We start from the raw sequence: 19,032 nt of genomic DNA, 5'->3' as shown, positions 1-19,032 counted from the left end.
TGGCGGAAGAGGCACATTCCGGCCGGGGAGGGAGCTGCCGTATGTCCGGGGCGCAGGCGTGGGGATTCACGGACGACAGAGGTGCGGAGCTGGGGGCGGCCCGCGTGCCGCGGCGGGTGATCGCGTACGTGCGGGCCGGGGCGGCCCTGTGCGATCTGGGGGTGACGCCGGTCGCGGTGTACGGCTCCGGGCACGACGGCGAGGTCCTCGACCCCGCGAAGGAGGGCGGCCTCCGGTCGGCCGCCGTGTCGTACCTCGGACCGGGCCGGTCCCTGGACGAGGGGCTGCTGCGGGAGCTGCGGCCGGACGTGATCGTCGACGTGACCTACGACGGGAAGAGCCCGTACGCGCTCGACGAGGCCGTCGCCGACCGGCTCGGGGTGCCGCTCGTCGCGCTCTCCGTGGGCAGCGAACTCACCCTCGGGGCGATCCTCGAACGCTTCGGGACGCTGGCGGCGAGCCTCGGGGCGACGGCGGCCCTCCAGGCGGAGGCGGCAGGGGTCCATGCGGACGCGGGGGCGGACTCCGGGTCCCTGCCGGCCGCCGAAGCCGCCGTCCGGGAAGCCGCCGCCCGAGGTGGTCTCTCCGTGCTCGCGCTCTCCGGGGCCGGGCCCGAGCAGGTGCATCTGGCCCGCCCCCAGGCCTGGCCCGAGCTGGCGCGCCTCGCCGAGCTGGGCGTGCGGCTGCTCGAACCGGACCCCGGGCCCGGGGCCAACTGGCTCACCGTCGACTGGGGGCGGGCCGCCGAACTCCGTCCCGGCCTGGTCCTCTTCGACAGCCGGGCCCACGCCACGGCCCCCGACGCGGCCCTGCCCGGCGTCCGGCTCGCCGCGTGGAACCCCGAGACGCCGCCCAGCCCGGCCGCGTACGCGCGCTTGTTCCGCGCTCTCGCCGGGACCCTCACCGCCTGAGCCGCCACGCCCGGTCGGCGGGAGACCAGGACCGGGACCACGGCGGAAAGGTCAGGCCGGCGCCGCCGTCAGGCGGGTGCGCCGGAGCGAGTCCGCGAACTCCTCCGCGCGCGTCAGCTGGGCCCGCAGCTCGGCGACCCGCTCCGCGGCCGCCTGCTCGTACCCCCGGACGCGGGCGACGAGCCCGGCCCGCTCGTCCGGGTCGAGCTCCGCGTCCGTGCCCGCGCGGTCGGCGGCCAGCCGGTCGACGGCCGTGAGGAGCTCGCGGGTCTCGTCGAGGGTGAAGCCGAGCGGCTTCATCCGGCGGACGACCATCAGCCGGGACACGTCGGCGTCCGTGTAGAGGGGGAAGCCGCCCGGTGAGGCCGCTGACGGGACGACCAGGCCGCTGTCCTCGTACTGGCGGATGGTGCGGAAGGACAGTTCGGTCCGTGCGGCGACCTCGCCGATCTGCATGGGCTCGCCGCCCGCCGTCCGCGCGTCCCTCCGCGTGTCCCTCCGCGCGTCGCGCCCGACTCGTACGTCCCGTGCTCCTTGTGTTCCGCTCACGCGTCAGGTCCTTCCTCGTACGGGGCCCCCACAGGGCGTACGGGGGCTCCCACAGGGCGCGGCTTCCGCGCATTACATCCCATTCGTCCTAACTTCATCACTTATGAGAGCTGGAAGTGCGGCGAAACGCCTGCTGGTAGGTCGTCCGTTGGACAGCGGCCGGCTCGGGGAGACCCTGCTGCCGAAACGGGTCGCCCTGCCGATCTTCTGCAGCGACCCGCTCTCCTCGGTCGCCTACGCCACCGAGGAGATCCTGCTGATCCTCGCGCTCGGCGGCCTCGCCGTGCTCCATCTGGCCTGGTACGCGGCCATCGGCATCGTCATCCTGCTCCTGGTCGTCGTCGCCTCCTACCGGCAGACCTGCTACGCCTATCCCGGCGGCGGCGGGGCCTATGTCGTCTCCGCCGAGAACCTCGGGCAGTCCGCCGCGCTCACCGCGGCCTCCGCGCTGCTCATCGACTACGTGATGACCGTCGCCGTCTCGGTCGTCTCCGGGGTCGCCGCGATCACCTCGGCCGTGCCCTCGCTCACCGGGCACGCGGTCGCCCTCTCGGTGTTCTTCGTCGTCGTGCTGGCCTGGATGAACCTGCGCGGGGTACGGGAGTCGGGCCGCTGGTTCGCCGTCCCCACCTACGCGTTCATCACGGTGATCTACCTGATGTTCGCGGTGGCCGGCGTACGGATGGCGACCGGTGCGACGATCCGCGCGGAGTCCGCCGACCTGCCCGTGGAGGCGGTCTCCACCTACTCGGGGATCGCGCTCGTGCTGCTCGCGCTGCGCGCCTTCGCCTCCGGCTGCACCGCGCTCACCGGTGTCGAGGCGGTCAGCAACGGCGTACCGGCGTTCGAGAAGCCGAAGAGCCGGAACGCGGCCATGACGCTCGCGATCATGGGCGGGTTCTCCGTGACCATGTTCTTCGGGATCACCGTGCTCGCGATGGTCTACGAGGTCCATGTCGCCGAGGACCCCACGGCACTCGGGCTCGCCCCCGGCACCCCGATGTCCACCGCGCTCGCCCAGATCGGCCGGGCCACCTTCGGCGACTGGCACATCCTGTTCTACGCGCTCCAGGCCGTCACCGCGAGCGTCCTGATCCTGGCGGCCAACACCGCCTTCAACGGATTCCCGATGCTCGCCTCCGTCCTCGGCCGCGACCGCTACGCGCCCCGCCAGCTCGTCCACCGCGGCGACCGGCTCGTCTACTCCAACGGCATCGTCCTCCTCGCGCTCGCCGCGATCGTCCTCATCGTCGCCTTCGACGCGCAGCTGACCCGCCTCATCCAGCTGTACATCCTCGGCGTCTTCGTCTCCTTCACCCTTTCCCAGACCGGCATGGTCAAGCACTGGCGGCGAGAACTCGCCACCCCCGCCGGAGCCGCCGACCGTCACAACATCCGCCGCCGCCTCACCATCAACGCCTTCGGCGCCTGTCTGACGGCGGTCGTCCTCGTCATCGTCCTCATCACCAAGTTCACCCACGGCGCCTGGATCGTCGTCATCGCGATGCCGGTGCTCTTCGCCGGGATGAAGGGGGTGCGCCGGCACTACGACGCCGTCGCCGCCGAGGTCGCCGTCGTACCGGGGGAGCGGCCCCACACCCTCGCCGAGAACCACGTCCTCGTCCTGGTCGCCTCCGTCAACGCGCCCAGCCTCCGGGCGCTCTCCTACGCCAGGACCCTGCGGCCCGCCTCGCTCACGGCCGTCACCGTCGCCGAGGACCCGGCCGAGGCAGAGGTGCTCCGGGCGACCTGGGAGGCGCACGGCATCGACGTACCGCTGCGGGTGCTCAGCTCCCCCTACCGCTCGATCGTGCAGCCCGTCATGCGGCACGTCAGGGACGCGCCCGAGCGGACGGCGGAATCGGTGATCTCGGTGATCATCCCCGAGTACGTGGTGGGGCACTGGTGGGAGCAGCCGCTGCACAACCAGAGCGCGCTGCGTCTCAAGACCCGGCTGCTGTTCATGAAGAACGTCGTCATCATCGACGTGCCGTACCGGCTCGCCTCCGCCCGCGAGCTGGCCGCCGAGCGCGCGGAGACGCCCTCGCGCCAGGCCTCGTAGCGGAGAACCCCGTACCGGAGAACCCCGTACCGGAGAACCCCGTACGGGAGGGTGGGCCCTACGGCCAGACCAGGCAGTACGGCTGGTGTCCCGCCTCGTGAAGGCGGACCGAGAAGTCCTGCCACTCGTGGAGCAGCTGGTATACGTCGAAGGCGTCGCGCGGGCCGCCGCGGTCCGGGACCGTGGACCAGATGAAGGCCGCGGCGCCGACCGACTCCTCACCTATCCCGCGCAGCGGGTCGACGACGGTCATCGGCAGCTTCACCACCGCGTAGTCCGGGTGCAGCACCACCAGTTCCAGCGGGGGCACCTTGTGCAGGGGCATGCCCTGGATGCCCGTCAGGACCATCGCCGCTATGGTCTCGGGCTTGATCTTGGTGAACATGCCGCCCATGCCCAGCTCGTCCCCGCCGAGCTCCTCCGGGCGCATCGAGATCGGGACGCGGGCCGCCGTGGCGCCGTCGGGCGCGCCGAAGTACTTGTACGTCACCCCCAACCGGCCACTCCCGCTTCCGGGGGCCGGTTCGCCCGGGGAGCCAGGAGGTCCCGGCGCGCCGGGACCGACCGGAGTGCCCGACGCCGGGTCTTCGGTCCGCCGGCGCCGGTGCCTGCCCCGGCGGGCAGACTCCGGACCCAGGTCGTCCGTCCCCTCGCCCGGTCCGCCACCGCGATGCATATCTCCACCCGACTGCTTTTTCTCGGCAACACGACCCCGCCGCGCGACCCGATCATCGTGTCAGTGACCTCCCCCGCGTTCGTACGGTGAAACACCTGTCCGCAAGAACGCCGTGGCCTCTGACACCATGGATTCCGTGAGCCATCCCTATGACGCCCCAGTTTCGCAGACGCGGAGGGCGAACGCCCCGGCGTAATACAGGGGATGTTCACGCCGTCCCTCCGTTCCCGATGTCGTGCCCGAAGTCGTTCTCGCAGGTCAGGATCACAGTGCCGTATTCATACGAAGCCCCAGTCTCACAGACGCTTTTCGACCGCGCTTCCCTCGTGACGCCCGGCGGCGTGAACTCACCGGTGCGTGCCTTCCGGGCCGTGGGCGGAACGCCCCGGTTCATGGTGTCCGGTTCCGGTCCCTACCTCACCGACGCGGACGGTCGTGAGTACGTCGACCTCGTCTGCTCGTGGGGACCGATGATTCTCGGCCACGCGCACCCCGAGGTCACCGCCGCCGTGCAGGACGCCGTGGCGCGGGGCACCTCCTTCGGTACGCCCGGCGAGGGCGAGGTCGCGCTCGCCGAGGAGATCGTCGCGCGCGTGGAGCCGGTCGAGCAGGTGCGTCTGGTCTCCTCCGGTACGGAGGCCACGATGTCCGCGATCCGGCTGGCCCGCGGGTTCACCGGGCGCGCCAAGGTCGTCAAGTTCGCGGGCTGCTACCACGGCCACGTGGACGCGCTGCTCGCCGCGGCCGGTTCCGGTCTCGCCACCCTCGGTCTGCCCGACACGCCCGGCGTGACCGGCGCCCAGGCCGGCGACACGATCGTGCTGCCCTACAACGACCTGGAGGCCGTGCGGGCCGCGTTCGCCGCGCACCCGGGCGAGATCGCCTGTGTCATCACGGAGGCCTCGCCCGGCAACATGGGCGTCGTGCCGCCGGTGGCCGGTTTCAACCAGGGGCTCGCGGACCTGTGCCGGGAGAACGGCGCGCTGTACATCTCCGACGAGGTGATGACCGGTTTCCGTACCTCGAAGGCCGGTTGGTACGGCGTCGACGGCGTCAAGGCCGACCTGCTGACCTTCGGCAAGGTCATGGGCGGCGGCTTCCCGGCCGCCGCGTTCGGTGGCCGCGCCGACGTCATGGGCCACCTGGCCCCGGCCGGGCCGGTCTACCAGGCGGGCACCCTCTCCGGTAACCCGATCGCGACGGCCGCCGGGCTCGCGCAGCTGCGGCTGCTCGACGACGCGGCGTACGCGAAGGTGAACGCGGTCTCGGAGGAGATCCAGGGCCTGGTCACGGGCGCGCTCGCCAAGGAGGGCGTGGCGCACCGGCTGCAGACCGCGTCCAGCATGTTCTCGGTCTTCTTCACCGCCGACGAGGTGCGGAACTACGACGAGGCGAAGCAGCAGGAGGCCTTCCGCTTCAACGCCTTCTTCCACTCGATGCTGGCCGACGGCGTGTACCTGCCGCCGTCCGCGTTCGAGTCCTGGTTCGTGTCGGCCGCGCACGACGGGCGGGCGATCGAGCGCATCGCCGCCGCCCTGCCGGCCGCCGCCCGCGCCGCCGCGGAGGCGACGGCATGAGCGACGCGACGAGCCTTCCGGAGAGTTCCGCGAAGAGCGACCAGGACATCACCGTCGTCCACCTGATGCGGCACGGCGAGGTGCACAACCCCGACGGGGTCCTGTACGGGCGCCGCGCCGGCTACCACCTGTCCGAGCTGGGCCGGCAGATGGCGGACCGGGTCGCCGAGCACCTGGCCGACCGGGACATCACCTACGTGGTGGCCTCCCCGCTGGAGCGGGCGCAGGAGACGGCGACGCCGGTCGCCAAGTCGCACGGTCTGGATCTGGCGAGCGACGAGCGGCTGATCGAGGCGGCGAACGTCTTCGAGGGCAAGACCTTCGGTGTCGGTGACGGGGCCCTGCGCAAGCCGGGGAACTGGAAGCACCTGACCAATCCGTTCCAGCCGTCCTGGGGCGAGCCGTACGTCGAGCAGGTCGTCCGCATGATGGGCGCGCTCGACGCGGCGAAGGACGCGGCCCGGGGGCACGAGGCGGTCTGCGTCAGCCACCAGCTGCCGATCTGGATCGTCCGCAGCTTCGTGGAGAAGCGCCGGCTCTGGCACGACCCGCGGCGGCGGCAGTGCACGCTGGCCTCGCTGACCTCGTTCACGTACCGGGGCGACAAGATCGTCTCGGTCGGCTACAGCGAGCCGGCCAGGGACCTCGTACCGGCGCACCTGCTGGCGGGCGCGAAGCCGGTCAAGGGGAAGTCGAAGGCCTTCGGGGCGTAGCCCCGCGAGCCGGACCGCGCAGGCCCGCGAGCCGGACCATAGCCCCGCGAGCCGGACCGCGTAGCCCCGCGAGCCGGACCGCGCAGGCCTGTCCGGCGGAGGTTTCCGCCCCCGCTGGACAGCGGGGTACCCGAGGTACAGAGTTCAGGGCGATTGGATGATGATGTTCATGTCATCCGATCGCCCTGAAATTTTTGTGCGATTTTCCGGAACCTCCGTGTTCCTCCAGGCATCTCACTCATTGTCGGTTTGGATGACGTTTAGTTAATACGTCAGCGCGAATGGGGATGTCATGCGCGGGATCAGCGGAATCAGTCGAAGGGGGCTGCTCGGGGCGGGCGTTGGTGTGGCGGCGGCGATGGGGGTCGCCGCATGCAGCACCAATAATCAGGACAAGCCGGGACGTTCCGGACCCGGCAAGGGGGGAGACGTCTCGGCCGGTCCGGGGGCGCCCACCCCGACCAAGGACGACGCCAAGCTCATCGGTGACGGTTCCACCGCGGACACCGGAAAGCAGCCGCACCAGCCCGACGCCCCCGTCCCGCTCGAACCCGGCCAGGCCCCGCCCCAGTTCGTGATCTTCTCCTGGGACGGCGCCGGTGAGGTCGGCAACGGCCTCTTCCCGCGCTTCCTCGAACTCGCCAAGAACCACGACGCGGCGATGACCTTCTTCCTCTCCGGGATCTACCTCCTCCCCGAATCGAAGAAGGACCTCTACCGCCCGCCGAACAACCGCGTCGGCGCCTCCGACATCGGCTACCTCACCGACGCCCACATCAAGGACACCCTGAAGTACGTCCGGCAGGCCTGGCTCGAAGGCCACGAGATCGGCACCCACTTCAACGGGCACTTCTGCGGCGGCTCCGGCTCCGTCGGCAACTGGACCCCGGCCCAGTGGCAGAGCGAGATCGACCAGGCCATGAAGTTCGTCACCGAGTGGAAGACGAACAGCGGCTGGACCGACGTCGAACCGCTGCCCTTCGACTACTCCAAGGAGCTCGTCGGCGGCCGCACCCCCTGCCTCCTCGGCCAGGACAACCTGCTGCCCACCGCCAAGCGGCTGAACTGGCGCTACGACGCCAGCTCGCCCGGCGGCCGGCAGACCTGGCCCGACAAGCGCCAGGGCATCTGGGACCTGCCCCTCCAGGCCGTGCCCTTCCCCGGGCACTCCTTCGAGGTCCTCTCCATGGACTACAACATGCTCGCCAACCAGTCGAAGAACACGACCAAGGGCATGCCCTCGCGCTACCCGGGCTGGCGCAAGCAGGCCGCCGACGCGCTGTTGGGCGGCTTCACGCGCGCGTACGGGTCGAACCGCGCGCCCTTCTTCATCGGCAACCACTTCGAGCAGTGGAACGGCGGCATCTACATGGACGCCGTCGAGGAGGCGCTCAAGGGGATGGCCGGAAAGAAGGACGTACGGCTCGTCTCCTTCAGGCAGTTCGTGGACTGGCTCGACGTCCAGGACCCGAAGATCCTGGCGAAGCTGCGTACGCTGGAGGTGGGACAGAAGCCGGAGGGCGGCTGGAACACCTTCCTCAGGCCCGCCACCTCGCCCACCCCGACCGCGTAGGGGCCCTCCGGGCCCCTTGCGCACCCGATCGCTTAGGCGATCTTGACAAGGGGCTTTCCGGGCACGTAGGGGGGTGCCCAAGATCCCCCAAACGCCCATGCGAAACTTTTCACATGAGCCTTAGCCGTGCCCCTCGACGCACCCTGCTCGCCGTCGGAGTGCTGACCGCCGCCCTCACGCTCTCGGCCTGCGGCGGCGACAGCAACGGCAAGTCCGGCGGCGGTGGAAACACCAACTTCGTGACCAACACGGGCGGTATCTCCACCGCCGCCAAGGGCGAGCGCGCGGCCACCGGGAAGCTCGCCGGCGAGACCCTCGACGGCAAGCAGCTCGACGTCGCCGACCTCAAGGGCAAGGTCGTCGTCCTCAACGTCTGGGGTTCGTGGTGCCCCCCGTGTCGCGCCGAGGCCCCGCATTTCGTCAAGGTCGCCAATGCCCTCAAGGACCAGGGCGTGGCGTTCGTCGGAATCAATACGCGTGATTTCAACAAGCAACCGGCCCTCGCCTTCGAAGAGGACTACGCAGTCCCCTATCCGAGCCTCTACGACCCGCAGGGCAAGCTGATCCTCAACGGCTTCCCCAAGGGCACCCTCAGCCTCCAGGGCATCCCCTCCACCGTCGTCCTCGACAAGGAGGGGAAGATCGCCGCCCGCTCGCTCATGGCGCTCGACGAGACGAAGCTCCGGTCGATGATCGAGCCCGTCCTCAAGGAGAAGTGAGCCGGTGAACGAGACGGTCACCAGCGGAGCCCTGCTGCTCGCCCTGCCCCTCGCGGTCCTCGGCGGCCTGGTCTCCTTCTTCTCGCCGTGCGTCCTGCCGCTCGTCCCCGGGTACCTCTCGTACGTCACCGGGGTCACCGGCACGGACCTCGCCGAGAGCCGCCGCGGCCGGATGACCGCGGGTGCCGTCCTCTTCGTCCTCGGCTTCACCGCCGTGTTCGTGTCCGGCGGCGCGCTCTTCGGCTACTTCGGGTCGACCCTCCAGGAGTACCGCGAGACGCTCACCACGATCCTCGGCGTGCTCATGATCCTCATGGGCGTGTTCTTCCTCGGCCTGATGCCCTGGTTCACCCAGCGGGAGTTCCGCTTCCACAAGAAGCCCGTCGCCGGCCTCGTCGGCGCGCCGCTGCTCGGCGCGCTCTTCGGCATCGGCTGGACCCCGTGCATCGGCCCCACGCTCGCCTCGGTGAACGCCCTCGCCCTCGAACAGGCCAGCGCCGGACGCGGAGCGCTGCTCGCCTTCGCGTACTGCCTCGGGCTCGGCGTACCGTTCGTGCTCGCCGCCATCGCCTTCCGCAAGGCGCTGGGGGCGTTCGGATGGGTCAAGAAGCACTATGTGTGGGTGATGCGGATCGGCGGCGGCATGATGCTCGTCACCGGTGTCCTTCTCCTCACGGGCGCGTGGGACAGCATGGTCGCCACGATGCAGGGCTGGTCCAGCGGTTTCACGGTGGGGATCTGAGTTCCATGAGCAAGACCGATACGACGGAGAACACCGCGGCCCCGGAGGAGGCGGCCCGGGCGCAGCTGTCGACCGCCCCCCGGGAGGACACCGCGATCGGCGGACCCGCCCTCGGGGTCGTCGGCTGGGTCCGCTGGTTCTGGCGGCAGCTGACGTCCATGCGGGTCGCGCTGATCCTGCTCTTCATGCTCTCCCTCGGCGCCGTCCCCGGCTCCCTCATCCCGCAGACCAGCGCGGACGAGCTGAAGGTGCAGGCCTTCAAGGACGCCCACGAGACCCTCACCCCGCTCTACGAGAAGCTCCAGTTCTTCGACGTCTACAGCTCGGTGTGGTTCTCCGCGATCTACATCCTGCTGTTCGTCTCCCTCATCGGCTGCATCGTGCCGCGCAGCTGGCAGTTCGTCGGCCAGCTCCGCAGCCGCCCGCCGGGCGCCCCCAAGCGCCTCGACCGGCTCCCCGCGTACACCACCTGGCGTACCGAGGCCGAGCCCGAGCGGGTCCGCGAGGCCGCGCTCACCCTCCTCAAGGGACGCCGCTTCCGCGCCCACACGGCGGGGAACGCGGTCGCCGCCGAGAAGGGCTACCTCCGCGAGGCCGGGAACCTGGCCTTCCACGTCGCCCTGATCGTGATGCTCGTCGCCTTCGCCTGGGGCCAGCTCTTCAAGTCCGAGGGCGGCAAGCTGATCGTCGAGGGCGACGGCTTCTCCAACACGCTCACCCAGTACGACGACTTCAAGTCCGGCTCGCAGTTCGGCGTCGACGAGCTGGAGCCGTTCAGCTTCACGCTCGACTCGTTCAACGGCACGTACGAGAAGAACGGCCCCCAGCGCGGCACCCCCCGCACCTTCGAGGCGGCCGTCACCTACTCCCGGGGCGGCGCCGACGAGAAGGCGGTCATCCGGGTCAACGAGCCGCTCAAGGTGGGCGACTCCAAGGTCTATCTGATCGCCCACGGCTACGCGCCCGTGGTCACCGTCAAGGACGGCCGCGGCAAGACCGTCTTCCACGGCGCCGTACCGCTGCTGCCCATCGACAACAACATCACGTCCACCGGTGCCATCAAGGTCATGGACGGCTACCGCGACAAGAACGGCAAGAAGGAGCAGCTGGGCTTCCAGGCCTTCTTCGTGCCGACCTTCGCGGGCGCCGGCAAGGGCACGATGTTCTCGCAGTTCCCCGGGCTCGACTTCCCCGTCATGGCGCTCACGGGCTTCCACGGCGACCTGCGGGTCAACTCCGGACTGCCGCAGAACGTGTACCAGCTCGACAAGTCCAAGATGAAGCAGTTCATGGACGCGTCCGGCAACAAGCTCGCCCAGCGGATGCTGCCCGGCGAGACCATGACGCTGCCCGGCGGCGCCGGCTCGATCACCTTCGAGAAGGACGTCAAGGAGTGGGCCAGCTTCCAGATCTCGCAGCAGCCCGGCAACGGCCTCGCGCTCACGGGCGCGATCGCCGCGATCGCCGGACTGACCGGCTCGCTCTTCATCCAGCGGCGCCGGGTCTGGGTCCGGGCCGTGCGCGGTGCGGACGGGGTGACCGTCGTCGAGATGGCGGGCCTCGGCCGGAGCGAGTCCGCGAAGCTCCCCGAGGAACTGGGTGACCTGGCGGTCGCCCTCACGGCCGACGCGCCGCCGGCGCCGGAAGCCGATGCGGATCCCGTACGGGAAGACGGGACCGACCCCGTACGGGGTGACGTGACCGAAGCCGATCCGGAGGCCGTACCGGAACCCGTGGAAGAACTCGAAGAACCCGAAGAACTCGAAGAACCCGCGGAAGACCCTGCCCTTTCTGGAGAGGCCGACAAGTGATCCTCGCCGCCACGACCAACGAGAGCCTGGCGCGGATGAGCGACCTGCTCATCTACTCCTCGATGGCCGTCTACACCCTCGCCTTCTTCGCCCACATCGCCGAATGGGTGCTCGGCAGCCGCAGCAAGGTCGGCCGTACCGCCGCCGCGCTGACCGACCGCGCCTCGGGCACCGCCGCCCCCGCCGCCGTGACCGTCCGGGTCAAGCAGGCCGGAGGAACCGCCGTCCTGGAGAGGCCGAAGGTCGTCACGCGCTCCGCGGCCGGCACCCGGGACGTCCCTGACGGCCCCGGCGCCGCCGGCGGCACGGTCAAGGGCGACCTGTACGGCCGTATCGCCATCTCGCTCACCGTCCTCGCCTTCGCGGTCGAGGCGGCGGGCGTGATCGCCCGGGCGCTCTCCGTGCAGCGGGCCCCCTGGGGCAACATGTACGAGTTCTCCACGACCTTCTCGACGGTGGCGGTCGGCGCGTACCTCGGCTTCCTCGTCGCCAAGAAGAACATCCGCTGGATCGGTCTGCCGCTGGTCACCACGGTCCTGCTCGACCTGGGCATGGCCACCACCTGGCTGAAGACCCCCAGCGACCAGCTGGTCCCCGCGCTCGACTCGTACTGGCTGTGGATCCACGTCTCCACCGCGATCTTCTGCGGCGCCGTCTTCTACATCGGCGCGGTCGGAACCCTGCTGTACCTCTTCCGCGACTCGTACGAGAACAAGCTCGCGACCGGCGGCAACCCGGGCGCCTTCGCCCGCTCCGTCATGGAGCGGCTGCCCTCCGCGGCCTCGCTCGACAAGTTCTCGTACCGGGTCAACGCCGCCGTCTTCCCGCTCTGGACCTTCACGATCATCGCGGGCGCCATCTGGGCCGGCGACGCGTGGGGCCGCTACTGGGGCTGGGACGCCAAGGAGGTCTGGTCCTTCATCACGTGGGTCGGTTACGCCGCGTACCTGCACGCGCGCGCGACGGCCGGCTGGAAGGGGCGGAAGGCCGCGTACATCGCGCTCATCGCCTTCGCCTGCTTCCTGTTCAACTACTACGGCGTCAACATCTTCGTCAGCAGCAAGCACTCCTACGCGGGCGTCTGAGCCCTGCGCTAGCGGGTGACGGGCCCCGGGGCCACGCTTGAGGTATGAGCGAGATACCCCGGGGCAGGAGCGAGACCCACGACGGGGACACGCACCTGCTGCGGTACGTCATGGAGCTGCCGCATCCGCTGCCCCTGGTCTGGGCGGCCGTCGCCTCCCCGGAGGGGCTGCCCGGCTGGCTCTGCGAGGCGGACCCGCTGGAACCCCGGCTCGGCGGCCGGGTCACCCTCCGCTGGCTGAACAGCGACACGGAGGTCTCGGGGCGGGTGACCGCCTGGGACCCCGATGTCGTGGCCGAGTACACGGTCGATCCGACGCACGGCCGGATCCGGTTCCATCTGGAACCGGGGTCCGGGGGCGACGGGTCGACCGTGCTGCGTTTCAGCAACGAGTTCCGCGGCACCCGTGAGTACCGGCTCGACCGCCTCGCCGGGTGGCACGAGCACTTCGAACGGCTCGCGGCGGCCCTGGACGGCCACCCCTCGGACTGGAGGACGTGGACGCCCGAGCGGTGGCGGCACCTGCGGGAGCTGTACGAGAGGGACGAGGCGCCCTGGCCGAAGTGGGAGCCGTAGGGGCCTGGGGTTCCCTAGGGGCCCCAGGGGAGCTGCGGGCCCATAGGGGGAGGGATCCCGTAAGGGTCCCGGCGGCCCCCGGTTCACCCCCGCTTCGGCGGCAGGCAGGACTCCGTCGGCGGTCTGCCCTCCGGCCAGGCGATCTGGACGAAGCGCTGGGTGCCGTCCTGCGCCAGTTCCACGATCGGGACCGCCTTGTCGTAGGGGTTCCCGTAGTTGTCCAGGCAGATCCAGCCACTCGCGCCCCGCACCCGCAGCGAGCCCTTGACCTGCGGCCACTGCGTCCCCACGTCCTCCTTCGTCGGGTACGCCGAGCCGTCCGGGGTGGCCTGGCGGATGGCGTGGACCGCCGTCGCCATCGCGTCGTACGCGATGATCGCCTGGCCGTCCGCGAGCGCCACCGGCTCCTTCGCGGCGCGGGCGATGTCCGTCAGGAACGTCGAGTACGCCACCACCGAACCGCCCGTCGCCGGGATCCGCCGCCCCGGTGCGGGCTTCCATGCGTCCGGATGGGCGAGCGAGGCGTATCGCACGGTCAGCTTCGCCTTCAGCGCCTTGCGGTCGAGCTGCTTGTCCGCGCCCAGGTAGGAGCCCTCGTCGCCGGTGAGGACGGTGAAGGCGCGGTCGGTGCAGCCGCGCGAGCCGAGGGCGTTGATGAACTGCCGGAGCTGGGTGTGGCGGCCCGCGAAGAAGACGGTCTCGGCGCGGGTGTCGCAGATCAGATGGGTGATCTGACGGAAGGTGTTGGCGGTGGTGCCGTCCTCGGTGGGGTCGGCGGGCGAGGTGAAGAGCCCCGGTTCGTGCGGGGCGCCCTTGAGGTTGGCGGTGAAGGCGGCCTTGAGGGTGTCGGTGTAGTGGTCGCCGGTCCGGGTGTCCTGGACGAGGAAGGCCTTGGTGGCGTCCACCCGGCCGAAGTGCGAGAGGGCCTTGGCCTCGTCGGTGTTGGTGGGGGAGACGCGGGCGAGCCCCGGGTAGCGGTTGTGTCCGGCCCCGGGGCCGTTGGCGATGTCGTCGGCGGTGATCGTGGTGCCGACGACGGCGATCCCGGCGGCGGTGAGGGCGGCCACCGACTCCCGTACCTCGGTGGAGGAGGTCGCGACGCCGGAGACGGCCCGCAGCCGGTCGGGGGCGCCCGTCATGGCGATGAGCCGGTCCACGGTCTCGCGCCAGTGGGCGTTGCCCTTGCCGGTGTTGGCGAGGGCCAGGCGGATCTTCGGAGTCTCGCTGTTGGACTCGTGGTTGGCCCGGTACTGGTAGGCGTACGCGCCCTGGATCTCGTGGAGCACCTTGATCCGCATGCCGCTGTCGGGGGCGGTCAGGGGCAGCAGGACGGCGACGGTGACGTACTCGCCGTCCTTGAGCGTGGCGTTCTCGGCGCGGATGGCCTCGGCGACGTCCTTGAGGTCCCCGATGCCGAAGTCGTGGCCGGAGCCGTTGACGCCGACGCACTCCTCGCTGCCGGCCGGGCGGGCGACGCCGGGGGCGCAGGAACGGTCCTCCGGGGTGGTGAGCCGGGCGATGCCGTAGCCGCCGACGCCCAGGACGACGGCGGCGGTGACGACGGAGGCGACGAGCTTCTGGCGGGGGGTGCGGACGCGGCGGCGCAGGGGGTCGAACGGTCGGTCGGGCATGGCGTCAGACTCCGTCCTCGCGGCCCGGCGGCAGGGACAGGTCCCGCCGGGCTCGGATGTCGCGCGGCCAGTGGGTGGCCGCGTCCCAGAGCGAACCGCTGCCCGTCAGATGCCGGCCGGACAGTCGGCGCAGCTCGTGAGCGAGACGGTCGGCCACCTCCTCGTCGGGCAGCGCCAGCGGATCGGTGAGCAGCCATACGGCGTGCAGCAGGCGCCGTACGGCGAGATGGAGTTCGGTGCTGCCGGCGTCGGGACCAGGGGCGTCGGGACCCGGGCCGCCGGCGGCCGGGAGGTCCCGTCCCGGCGTAGGGTCCCCCGGAGCCAGGCCCCCGGCCGGGCCCTGCCCGAGGGCGATCGCCCGGCGCGGGTCGGGGCCGGTCAGGTTCCGTTCGCGGGGGTACGGGGCGGAGGCGATGAACCGCAGCCGCCCCAGCCAGCCGAGGACGTCGGGACCGGCGAAGGTGTCCCGCAGATGGACGACGGCCTCCTCGGTGCGGCCGAGCGCCAGGTCGTGATGGAGCCGGTACGGGCCGGGCTCGGGCCCGTAGTGCCGGTGCAGGGTCTCGTGGACGGCGCGCCACGCGGCGTACCGGGGATGGTCGCCGTCCTCGAAGCGGAGCCGGTGCAGGAGCAGGGCGCGCAGCAGCGGGTCGGCGACGAAGTGGCCGGGCGCCTCCGGCCAGTCCTCGGAGCGCAGCCGGTCGCGGACGCGCAGCGCCACGTCCCCGTCCAGGGACTCGCCCTGGAGCCGGGCGTGGGCGAGCATCCGGGCGGACTCCTCGTCGTGGGCGGCGGCGAGCACGGCGTACGGGCCGGGCCGCCGTACCGGGAGGAGTTCGGTGAGGAGGGTGGCGGCGACGGGCACCGGCGGGGCGTCCTCACGGAGTTCCACCGTCAGATCGAGGAGTCCGCCGGGGGTCAGTCCGGCCCGCAGGTGCGCGGGTGCCTCCCCGGCTGCGCGGCCGAGCAGGGCGACGCCGAGCGGCCGGCCGCCGGTCAACCCGTGAACGGCGCGGGCGAGTTCGGGGGGATTGCGGCCGGCCGGGTCGTGGTGGTCGAAGGCGGAGCGGGTCTGGGCGGGGGAGAGCGGGGTCAGTTCGACGGCGAGGATGCCGGAGCCGACGCTCGTCGCGCGTCGCGGGCAGGGCGCCCGGTGCGCGGTCTCCGGCAGCCGGACGCGGGTGGCGTGCCGCAGGCCCTCGTGGTCCCGGACCCGGGAGCCGGCGAGGACGACGGTCCGGTCGCGGCGTCCTTCTGCGGCCCGCGCGCGCAGGATCGGTTCGACGAGCTGCCGGCCGAGGGGCTCGTGGGCGTTGTCGAGGAGGAGCAGCGGGCGGCCGATGCGGCTGCCGCGCCGGAGCCCGGTGTAGGCGTGCAGCAGGTCCTCGGTGAGCGCGCCGACGAGGAAGTCCTCGGCCTCGCGGCGGCGCCGGCCGCCCTGCTCGAAGTCGATCGCGAGCTGCTGGAGTCCGGCCTTGCCGCGCCCGCCGGCGTTGCGGTAACTCCCGTACCAGCTCTCGGAAGTGCGCTGGAGTCGGCCGAACACCTCCTCCAGGACGGTCTCGACGGTGGCCTCGGCGAGGAGTCCGGCGAGCGGGGCGGTGGCCTCGGCGAAGGTGGCGGCGAGCTTGGCGAGGACCTTGCCGACCCAGTTGGCGGCGGCGCCCCGGGTCGCGTCGACGGTCGCGAGCAGCGGCCCGAGCCGCAGCAGGTCGCGCCGGGCGCGGTCGTCGTCCTCGCGGGACCAGGCGAGCGAGGCGACGGCGACCAGGCCGAGCGAGAGTCGGGGGAACCGCACGGGCCTGGCGCCGAGCACCTTCGGCGACAACTGCACGCCCAGCTCGGAGAGGGCTCCGGTGACCGGGGTCCAGCCGGGGCCGTGGTCGGCGGGCGGCTCGATGTGGGCGCAGTCGAGGTAGGCGAGCGGGGTGTACCCCTTGTAGCGGTTGCGGACCTCCTTGAGCAGGGCGGTCTTGCCCGTACCGCGCCCGCCGGTGAAGACGGTGACCGGCGGGTCGTCCCCGTGCTCGAACGGCACCCGGGCGGCGCCGTGCCGGGTGAGCCCGCTGAGCCGCGCGACCAGCCCGGCCTCGTCCAGGACCGCCTCGCGGCCGTACAGCTCCCTGTCCACTCCCCGTCACCCCCGTCACAGTCAACTTCAGGATATCGACGGTGTGTTGGGAAAGCGGGCGGCTTTTCGAGTCTGTTGTGGATGTGTTGCCGGCCGGTGGCGACGGCGTGCCGCCGCTTGTCGGCGGCCGGCAGCTGCGGGGCGGGGTCGCGGGCGAGATCATTCATCGGCAGGCCAGCTTCACTCATCGCCGATGTCCTCGTTCCACAGGGACGGGTGGGCGGCGATGAACTCCCGCATCAGGGACACGCATTCGGGATCGTCGAGCACGATCACCTCGACCCCGTGCCCGGCCAGCCAGTCCTGCCCACCGCGGAAGGTCTCGGCCTCCCCGACGACCACCCGGGAGATGCCGAACTGCCGCACGAGCCCGGAGCAGTACCAGCAGGGCGAGAGGGTGGTCACCATCGTCGTACCCCGGTACGAGCGCTGCCGTCCGGCGGCCCGAAAGGCCTCGGTCTCGGCATGCGCGGACGGGTCCCCGTCCTGCACCCGCCGGTTGCGCCCGCGCCCGAGCAGGGCGCCGTCGGGGCCGTAGAGGGCGGCGCCGATCGGAATCCCACCCTCGGCGAGCCCGGCACGGGCTTCGGAAAGAGCGGTGGCGAGCCGCCGCCGGGCTTGATCCTGGTCCATGGACGTGACTCTTCCCCGGCGGAGCGGGAAGGTCACGCGTGGGGGTGGGTTTCGTCCGTCGGGAGGGACTCGACGACGAAGGTGCCCTTGCCGTGAACGGTGAGGATCAGCCCTCGTTCACGCAGGACCCGGGCCGCGCGTCGGACCGTCAGGTAGGCGACGCCGTACTCCTCCGCCAGGTCCCGCTCGGCGGGCAGACGGGCGCCCGGGGTCAGCTCTCCGGCCGAGATGCGGGCGGCGATGTGGTCGGCCACCGCGACGTAGACCAGCTGGGGGCCCTGCGGGGCGAACTCGGGGATCTGGCTGCGGTCGGTCACGCCCCGCCCGGTCACCCACCCCCGACCGGCGCCCCGGCCCCGGGTGCCGCGCCCCCGCCCGGCGGTCCCCCTACGCCCAGGAGCGGACGGCGCCGCTCGACGGCTTCCGATCGCCGCTGGAGCGGACGGCATGAACTACTCGGGCGTCTGGCTGTCACGGTACGAGTTCTTCAGTTCCTCGCGCGGCGAGACATGCGAGGCCAAGCACTACGTCGTGCTGCTTCAGCACGGCACTCGGCTGACCGGCCAGAGCCTGCCCGGAGCGTCCAGCAACCCGGGCAGTCCGCTCAGCCTCGACCTCACCGTCGATCGCAGTGTCGTCACCGGCTCGTGGGGCGAACAGACCGCAGCCGACGGCTACTACCAGGGCGCCCTTTACCACGGTGCGATCCAGATGCTCGTGGAACCGACCGGCCGGCGCATGGCGGGCAAGTGGGTCGGCTTCGGCAAGGACTTCGACGTCAACACCGGACCTTGGGAGCTGAGTCTCGTCGACACGTCCACGTCGAAGGCGACGCTCCAGAAGTACGGCCACGCCCGGGAGTGGCACCCCGGAGTCTCCTACGCGGAGAGGAACGTGGTCTGGAGGAACCGCGACCGGCAGGGTTCCTACGCGGCGGCCTCCTCCTCAAAGGGGAAGCGCGCGAGCGGAGTGGCGCCGGCGAAGAAGGTCTTGGCTCGGAGGAGGGACTGTTCGTCGGCGTGGATGCGGCCCGGTCGGGAGGCCGTGCCCATCAGTACGCCGCCGAAGTTCATGCCCAGGTAGGCCGCCGAGTGGTGCAGGGCCGTCTTCAGGCCTTCCGCCACCTCGTGTTCCTCGTGGGCCATCGCCGTCACGCCCCACAGCGTGCGGCCCGTCATGCGCTCCTTGAAGTCCGAGTCCGGGACGTTCAGCCAGCCCGACCAGTAGTCGAGGTAGCGCTTCGTCTGGGCCGACAGGGTGTACCAGTACAGGGGCGAGGCGATGACGATGTCCGTCGCCTCCAGCGTCGCCCGGCGCAGCAGCTCCTCGTTCTCGTCCGCCGGCCATCCGGTGGTCTCGTGCCGGCCGTCCTGGAAGTCGGGCAGCGGCAGCCGGTTCAGGTCCACCCAGCGCTGCGGCACCTCGGGCGGCAGCTGCGCCGCGGCCTCGCGGGCCAGGATCTCGGTGTTGCCGTCGGAGCGCGAGCTGCCGAGGACGAAGAGGAACGAGCGGGCGGACTTGCTCGTGTCGTCCCCGTCGAGTGCTCGGGGTGATCCACTTGCCGTCTCTAGAGTCATGTCGGTGCTCCGGTGTCAGGGGTGTTCCGGTGCCAACTCCCCTTTCCCCAGGGGTATTCCTCGGTCC

General features: G+C 71.3%; 17 protein-coding genes and 1 pseudogene. 11 read left to right on the top strand and 7 right to left on the bottom strand.

Annotation, left to right across the window (positions count from 1 at the left end):
• Positions 1–41: 41 nt before the first annotated feature.
• Positions 42–911: a TroA family protein gene (locus ABT154_RS27795; RefSeq protein ID WP_351860198.1), complete on the top strand. Its 870-nt coding sequence runs from the start codon at positions 42–44 to the stop codon at positions 909–911.
• Between the two features lie 51 nt (positions 912–962).
• On the opposite strand, the gene ABT154_RS27790 is transcribed toward ABT154_RS27795, so the two are convergent.
• Entirely contained in the window at positions 963–1,367 is a 405-nt protein-coding gene (locus ABT154_RS27790) for a MerR family transcriptional regulator (protein WP_351860271.1), read from the bottom strand.
• Positions 1,368–1,563: 196 nt separating this feature from the next.
• Here ABT154_RS27790 and ABT154_RS27785 point away from each other — a divergent pair, with 196 nt between their 5' ends.
• Positions 1,564–3,522, top strand: coding sequence for an APC family permease (locus tag ABT154_RS27785; protein WP_351860196.1), 1,959 nt, complete (start codon positions 1,564–1,566; stop codon positions 3,520–3,522).
• Positions 3,523–3,580: 58 nt separating this feature from the next.
• On the opposite strand, the gene ABT154_RS27780 is transcribed toward ABT154_RS27785, so the two are convergent.
• The gene (locus ABT154_RS27780; RefSeq protein ID WP_351860194.1) at positions 3,581–4,198 is read right to left on the bottom strand and encodes a hypothetical protein; all 618 of its coding nucleotides are present in this window, start codon (positions 4,196–4,198) and stop codon (positions 3,581–3,583) included.
• Positions 4,199–4,428: 230 nt separating this feature from the next.
• On the opposite strand from ABT154_RS27780, the gene hemL reads away from it, so the two are divergent.
• From hemL to ABT154_RS27740, 8 genes are all read left to right on the top strand, one after another.
• A complete protein-coding gene (hemL, locus tag ABT154_RS27775) occupies positions 4,429–5,775 on the top strand; it encodes a glutamate-1-semialdehyde 2,1-aminomutase (protein ID WP_351860192.1) in 1,347 nt (448 codons plus the stop codon).
• Positions 5,772–6,488: a histidine phosphatase family protein gene (locus ABT154_RS27770; RefSeq protein WP_351860190.1), complete on the top strand. Its 717-nt coding sequence runs from the start codon at positions 5,772–5,774 to the stop codon at positions 6,486–6,488. Before hemL ends, ABT154_RS27770 begins: the two co-directional genes overlap by 4 nt.
• Before the next feature lie 301 nt (positions 6,489–6,789).
• Entirely contained in the window at positions 6,790–8,061 is a 1,272-nt protein-coding gene (locus ABT154_RS27765; protein WP_351860269.1) for a polysaccharide deacetylase family protein, read from the top strand.
• Between the two features lie 113 nt (positions 8,062–8,174).
• Positions 8,175–8,780: a TlpA family protein disulfide reductase gene (locus tag ABT154_RS27760; protein ID WP_332435156.1), complete on the top strand. Its 606-nt coding sequence runs from the start codon at positions 8,175–8,177 to the stop codon at positions 8,778–8,780.
• Positions 8,781–8,784: 4 nt separating this feature from the next.
• On the top strand, positions 8,785–9,522 hold the full coding sequence (locus tag ABT154_RS27755; protein ID WP_317875780.1) for a cytochrome c biogenesis CcdA family protein: 738 nt from the start codon (positions 8,785–8,787) through the stop codon (positions 9,520–9,522).
• A gap of 5 nt (positions 9,523–9,527) precedes the next feature.
• Complete coding sequence (gene resB, locus ABT154_RS27750; RefSeq protein ID WP_351860187.1) at positions 9,528–11,333, top strand: cytochrome c biogenesis protein ResB; 1,806 nt, start codon at positions 9,528–9,530, stop codon at positions 11,331–11,333.
• On the top strand, positions 11,330–12,418 hold the full coding sequence (ccsB, locus tag ABT154_RS27745; protein WP_351860185.1) for a c-type cytochrome biogenesis protein CcsB: 1,089 nt from the start codon (positions 11,330–11,332) through the stop codon (positions 12,416–12,418). The genes resB and ccsB overlap by 4 nt, the downstream gene beginning before the upstream one ends.
• Before the next feature lie 44 nt (positions 12,419–12,462).
• Positions 12,463–12,993 carry an SRPBCC domain-containing protein gene (locus ABT154_RS27740; protein WP_351860183.1) on the top strand — a complete coding sequence of 177 codons (531 nt, stop codon included), beginning with the start codon at positions 12,463–12,465 and terminating at the stop codon, positions 12,991–12,993.
• An 83-nt stretch (positions 12,994–13,076) separates the two neighbouring features.
• Here ABT154_RS27740 and ABT154_RS27735 read toward each other — a convergent pair whose 3' ends face one another.
• The 4 genes from ABT154_RS27735 to ABT154_RS27720 form a co-directional block, all read right to left on the bottom strand.
• Positions 13,077–14,624, bottom strand: a complete 1,548-nt coding sequence (locus ABT154_RS27735) for a type 1 periplasmic-binding domain-containing protein (RefSeq protein WP_351860181.1) — start codon at positions 14,622–14,624, stop codon at positions 13,077–13,079.
• 4 nt (positions 14,625–14,628) lie between these two features.
• Positions 14,629–16,755 (bottom strand): hypothetical protein, encoded by a 2,127-nt coding sequence (locus tag ABT154_RS27730; RefSeq protein WP_351860179.1) that lies wholly within the window; start codon positions 16,753–16,755, stop codon positions 14,629–14,631.
• Between the two features lie 180 nt (positions 16,756–16,935).
• Entirely contained in the window at positions 16,936–17,388 is a 453-nt protein-coding gene (locus ABT154_RS27725; RefSeq protein ID WP_351860177.1) for a nucleoside deaminase, read from the bottom strand.
• Between the two features lie 32 nt (positions 17,389–17,420).
• A complete protein-coding gene (locus tag ABT154_RS27720; protein ID WP_351860175.1) occupies positions 17,421–17,705 on the bottom strand; it encodes a winged helix-turn-helix domain-containing protein in 285 nt (94 codons plus the stop codon).
• A 136-nt stretch (positions 17,706–17,841) separates the two neighbouring features.
• On the opposite strand from ABT154_RS27720, the pseudogene ABT154_RS27715 reads away from it, so the two are divergent.
• Positions 17,842–18,249 (top strand): annotated as a pseudogene (locus tag ABT154_RS27715) (XRE family transcriptional regulator); the annotation flags it as partial.
• Between the two features lie 65 nt (positions 18,250–18,314).
• Here the strand turns inward: ABT154_RS27715 and ABT154_RS27710 are convergent.
• On the bottom strand, positions 18,315–18,965 hold the full coding sequence (locus tag ABT154_RS27710; protein ID WP_351860173.1) for a flavodoxin family protein: 651 nt from the start codon (positions 18,963–18,965) through the stop codon (positions 18,315–18,317).
• Positions 18,966–19,032: the final 67 nt, after the last annotated feature.

This window comes from Streptomyces sp. NPDC001728 (assembly GCF_040297565.1).
GTDB lineage: Bacteria > Actinomycetota > Actinomycetes > Streptomycetales > Streptomycetaceae > Streptomyces.
Note: the sequence above shows the minus strand (reverse complement) of the source record. Positions and strands in the feature narration are given on the sequence as shown.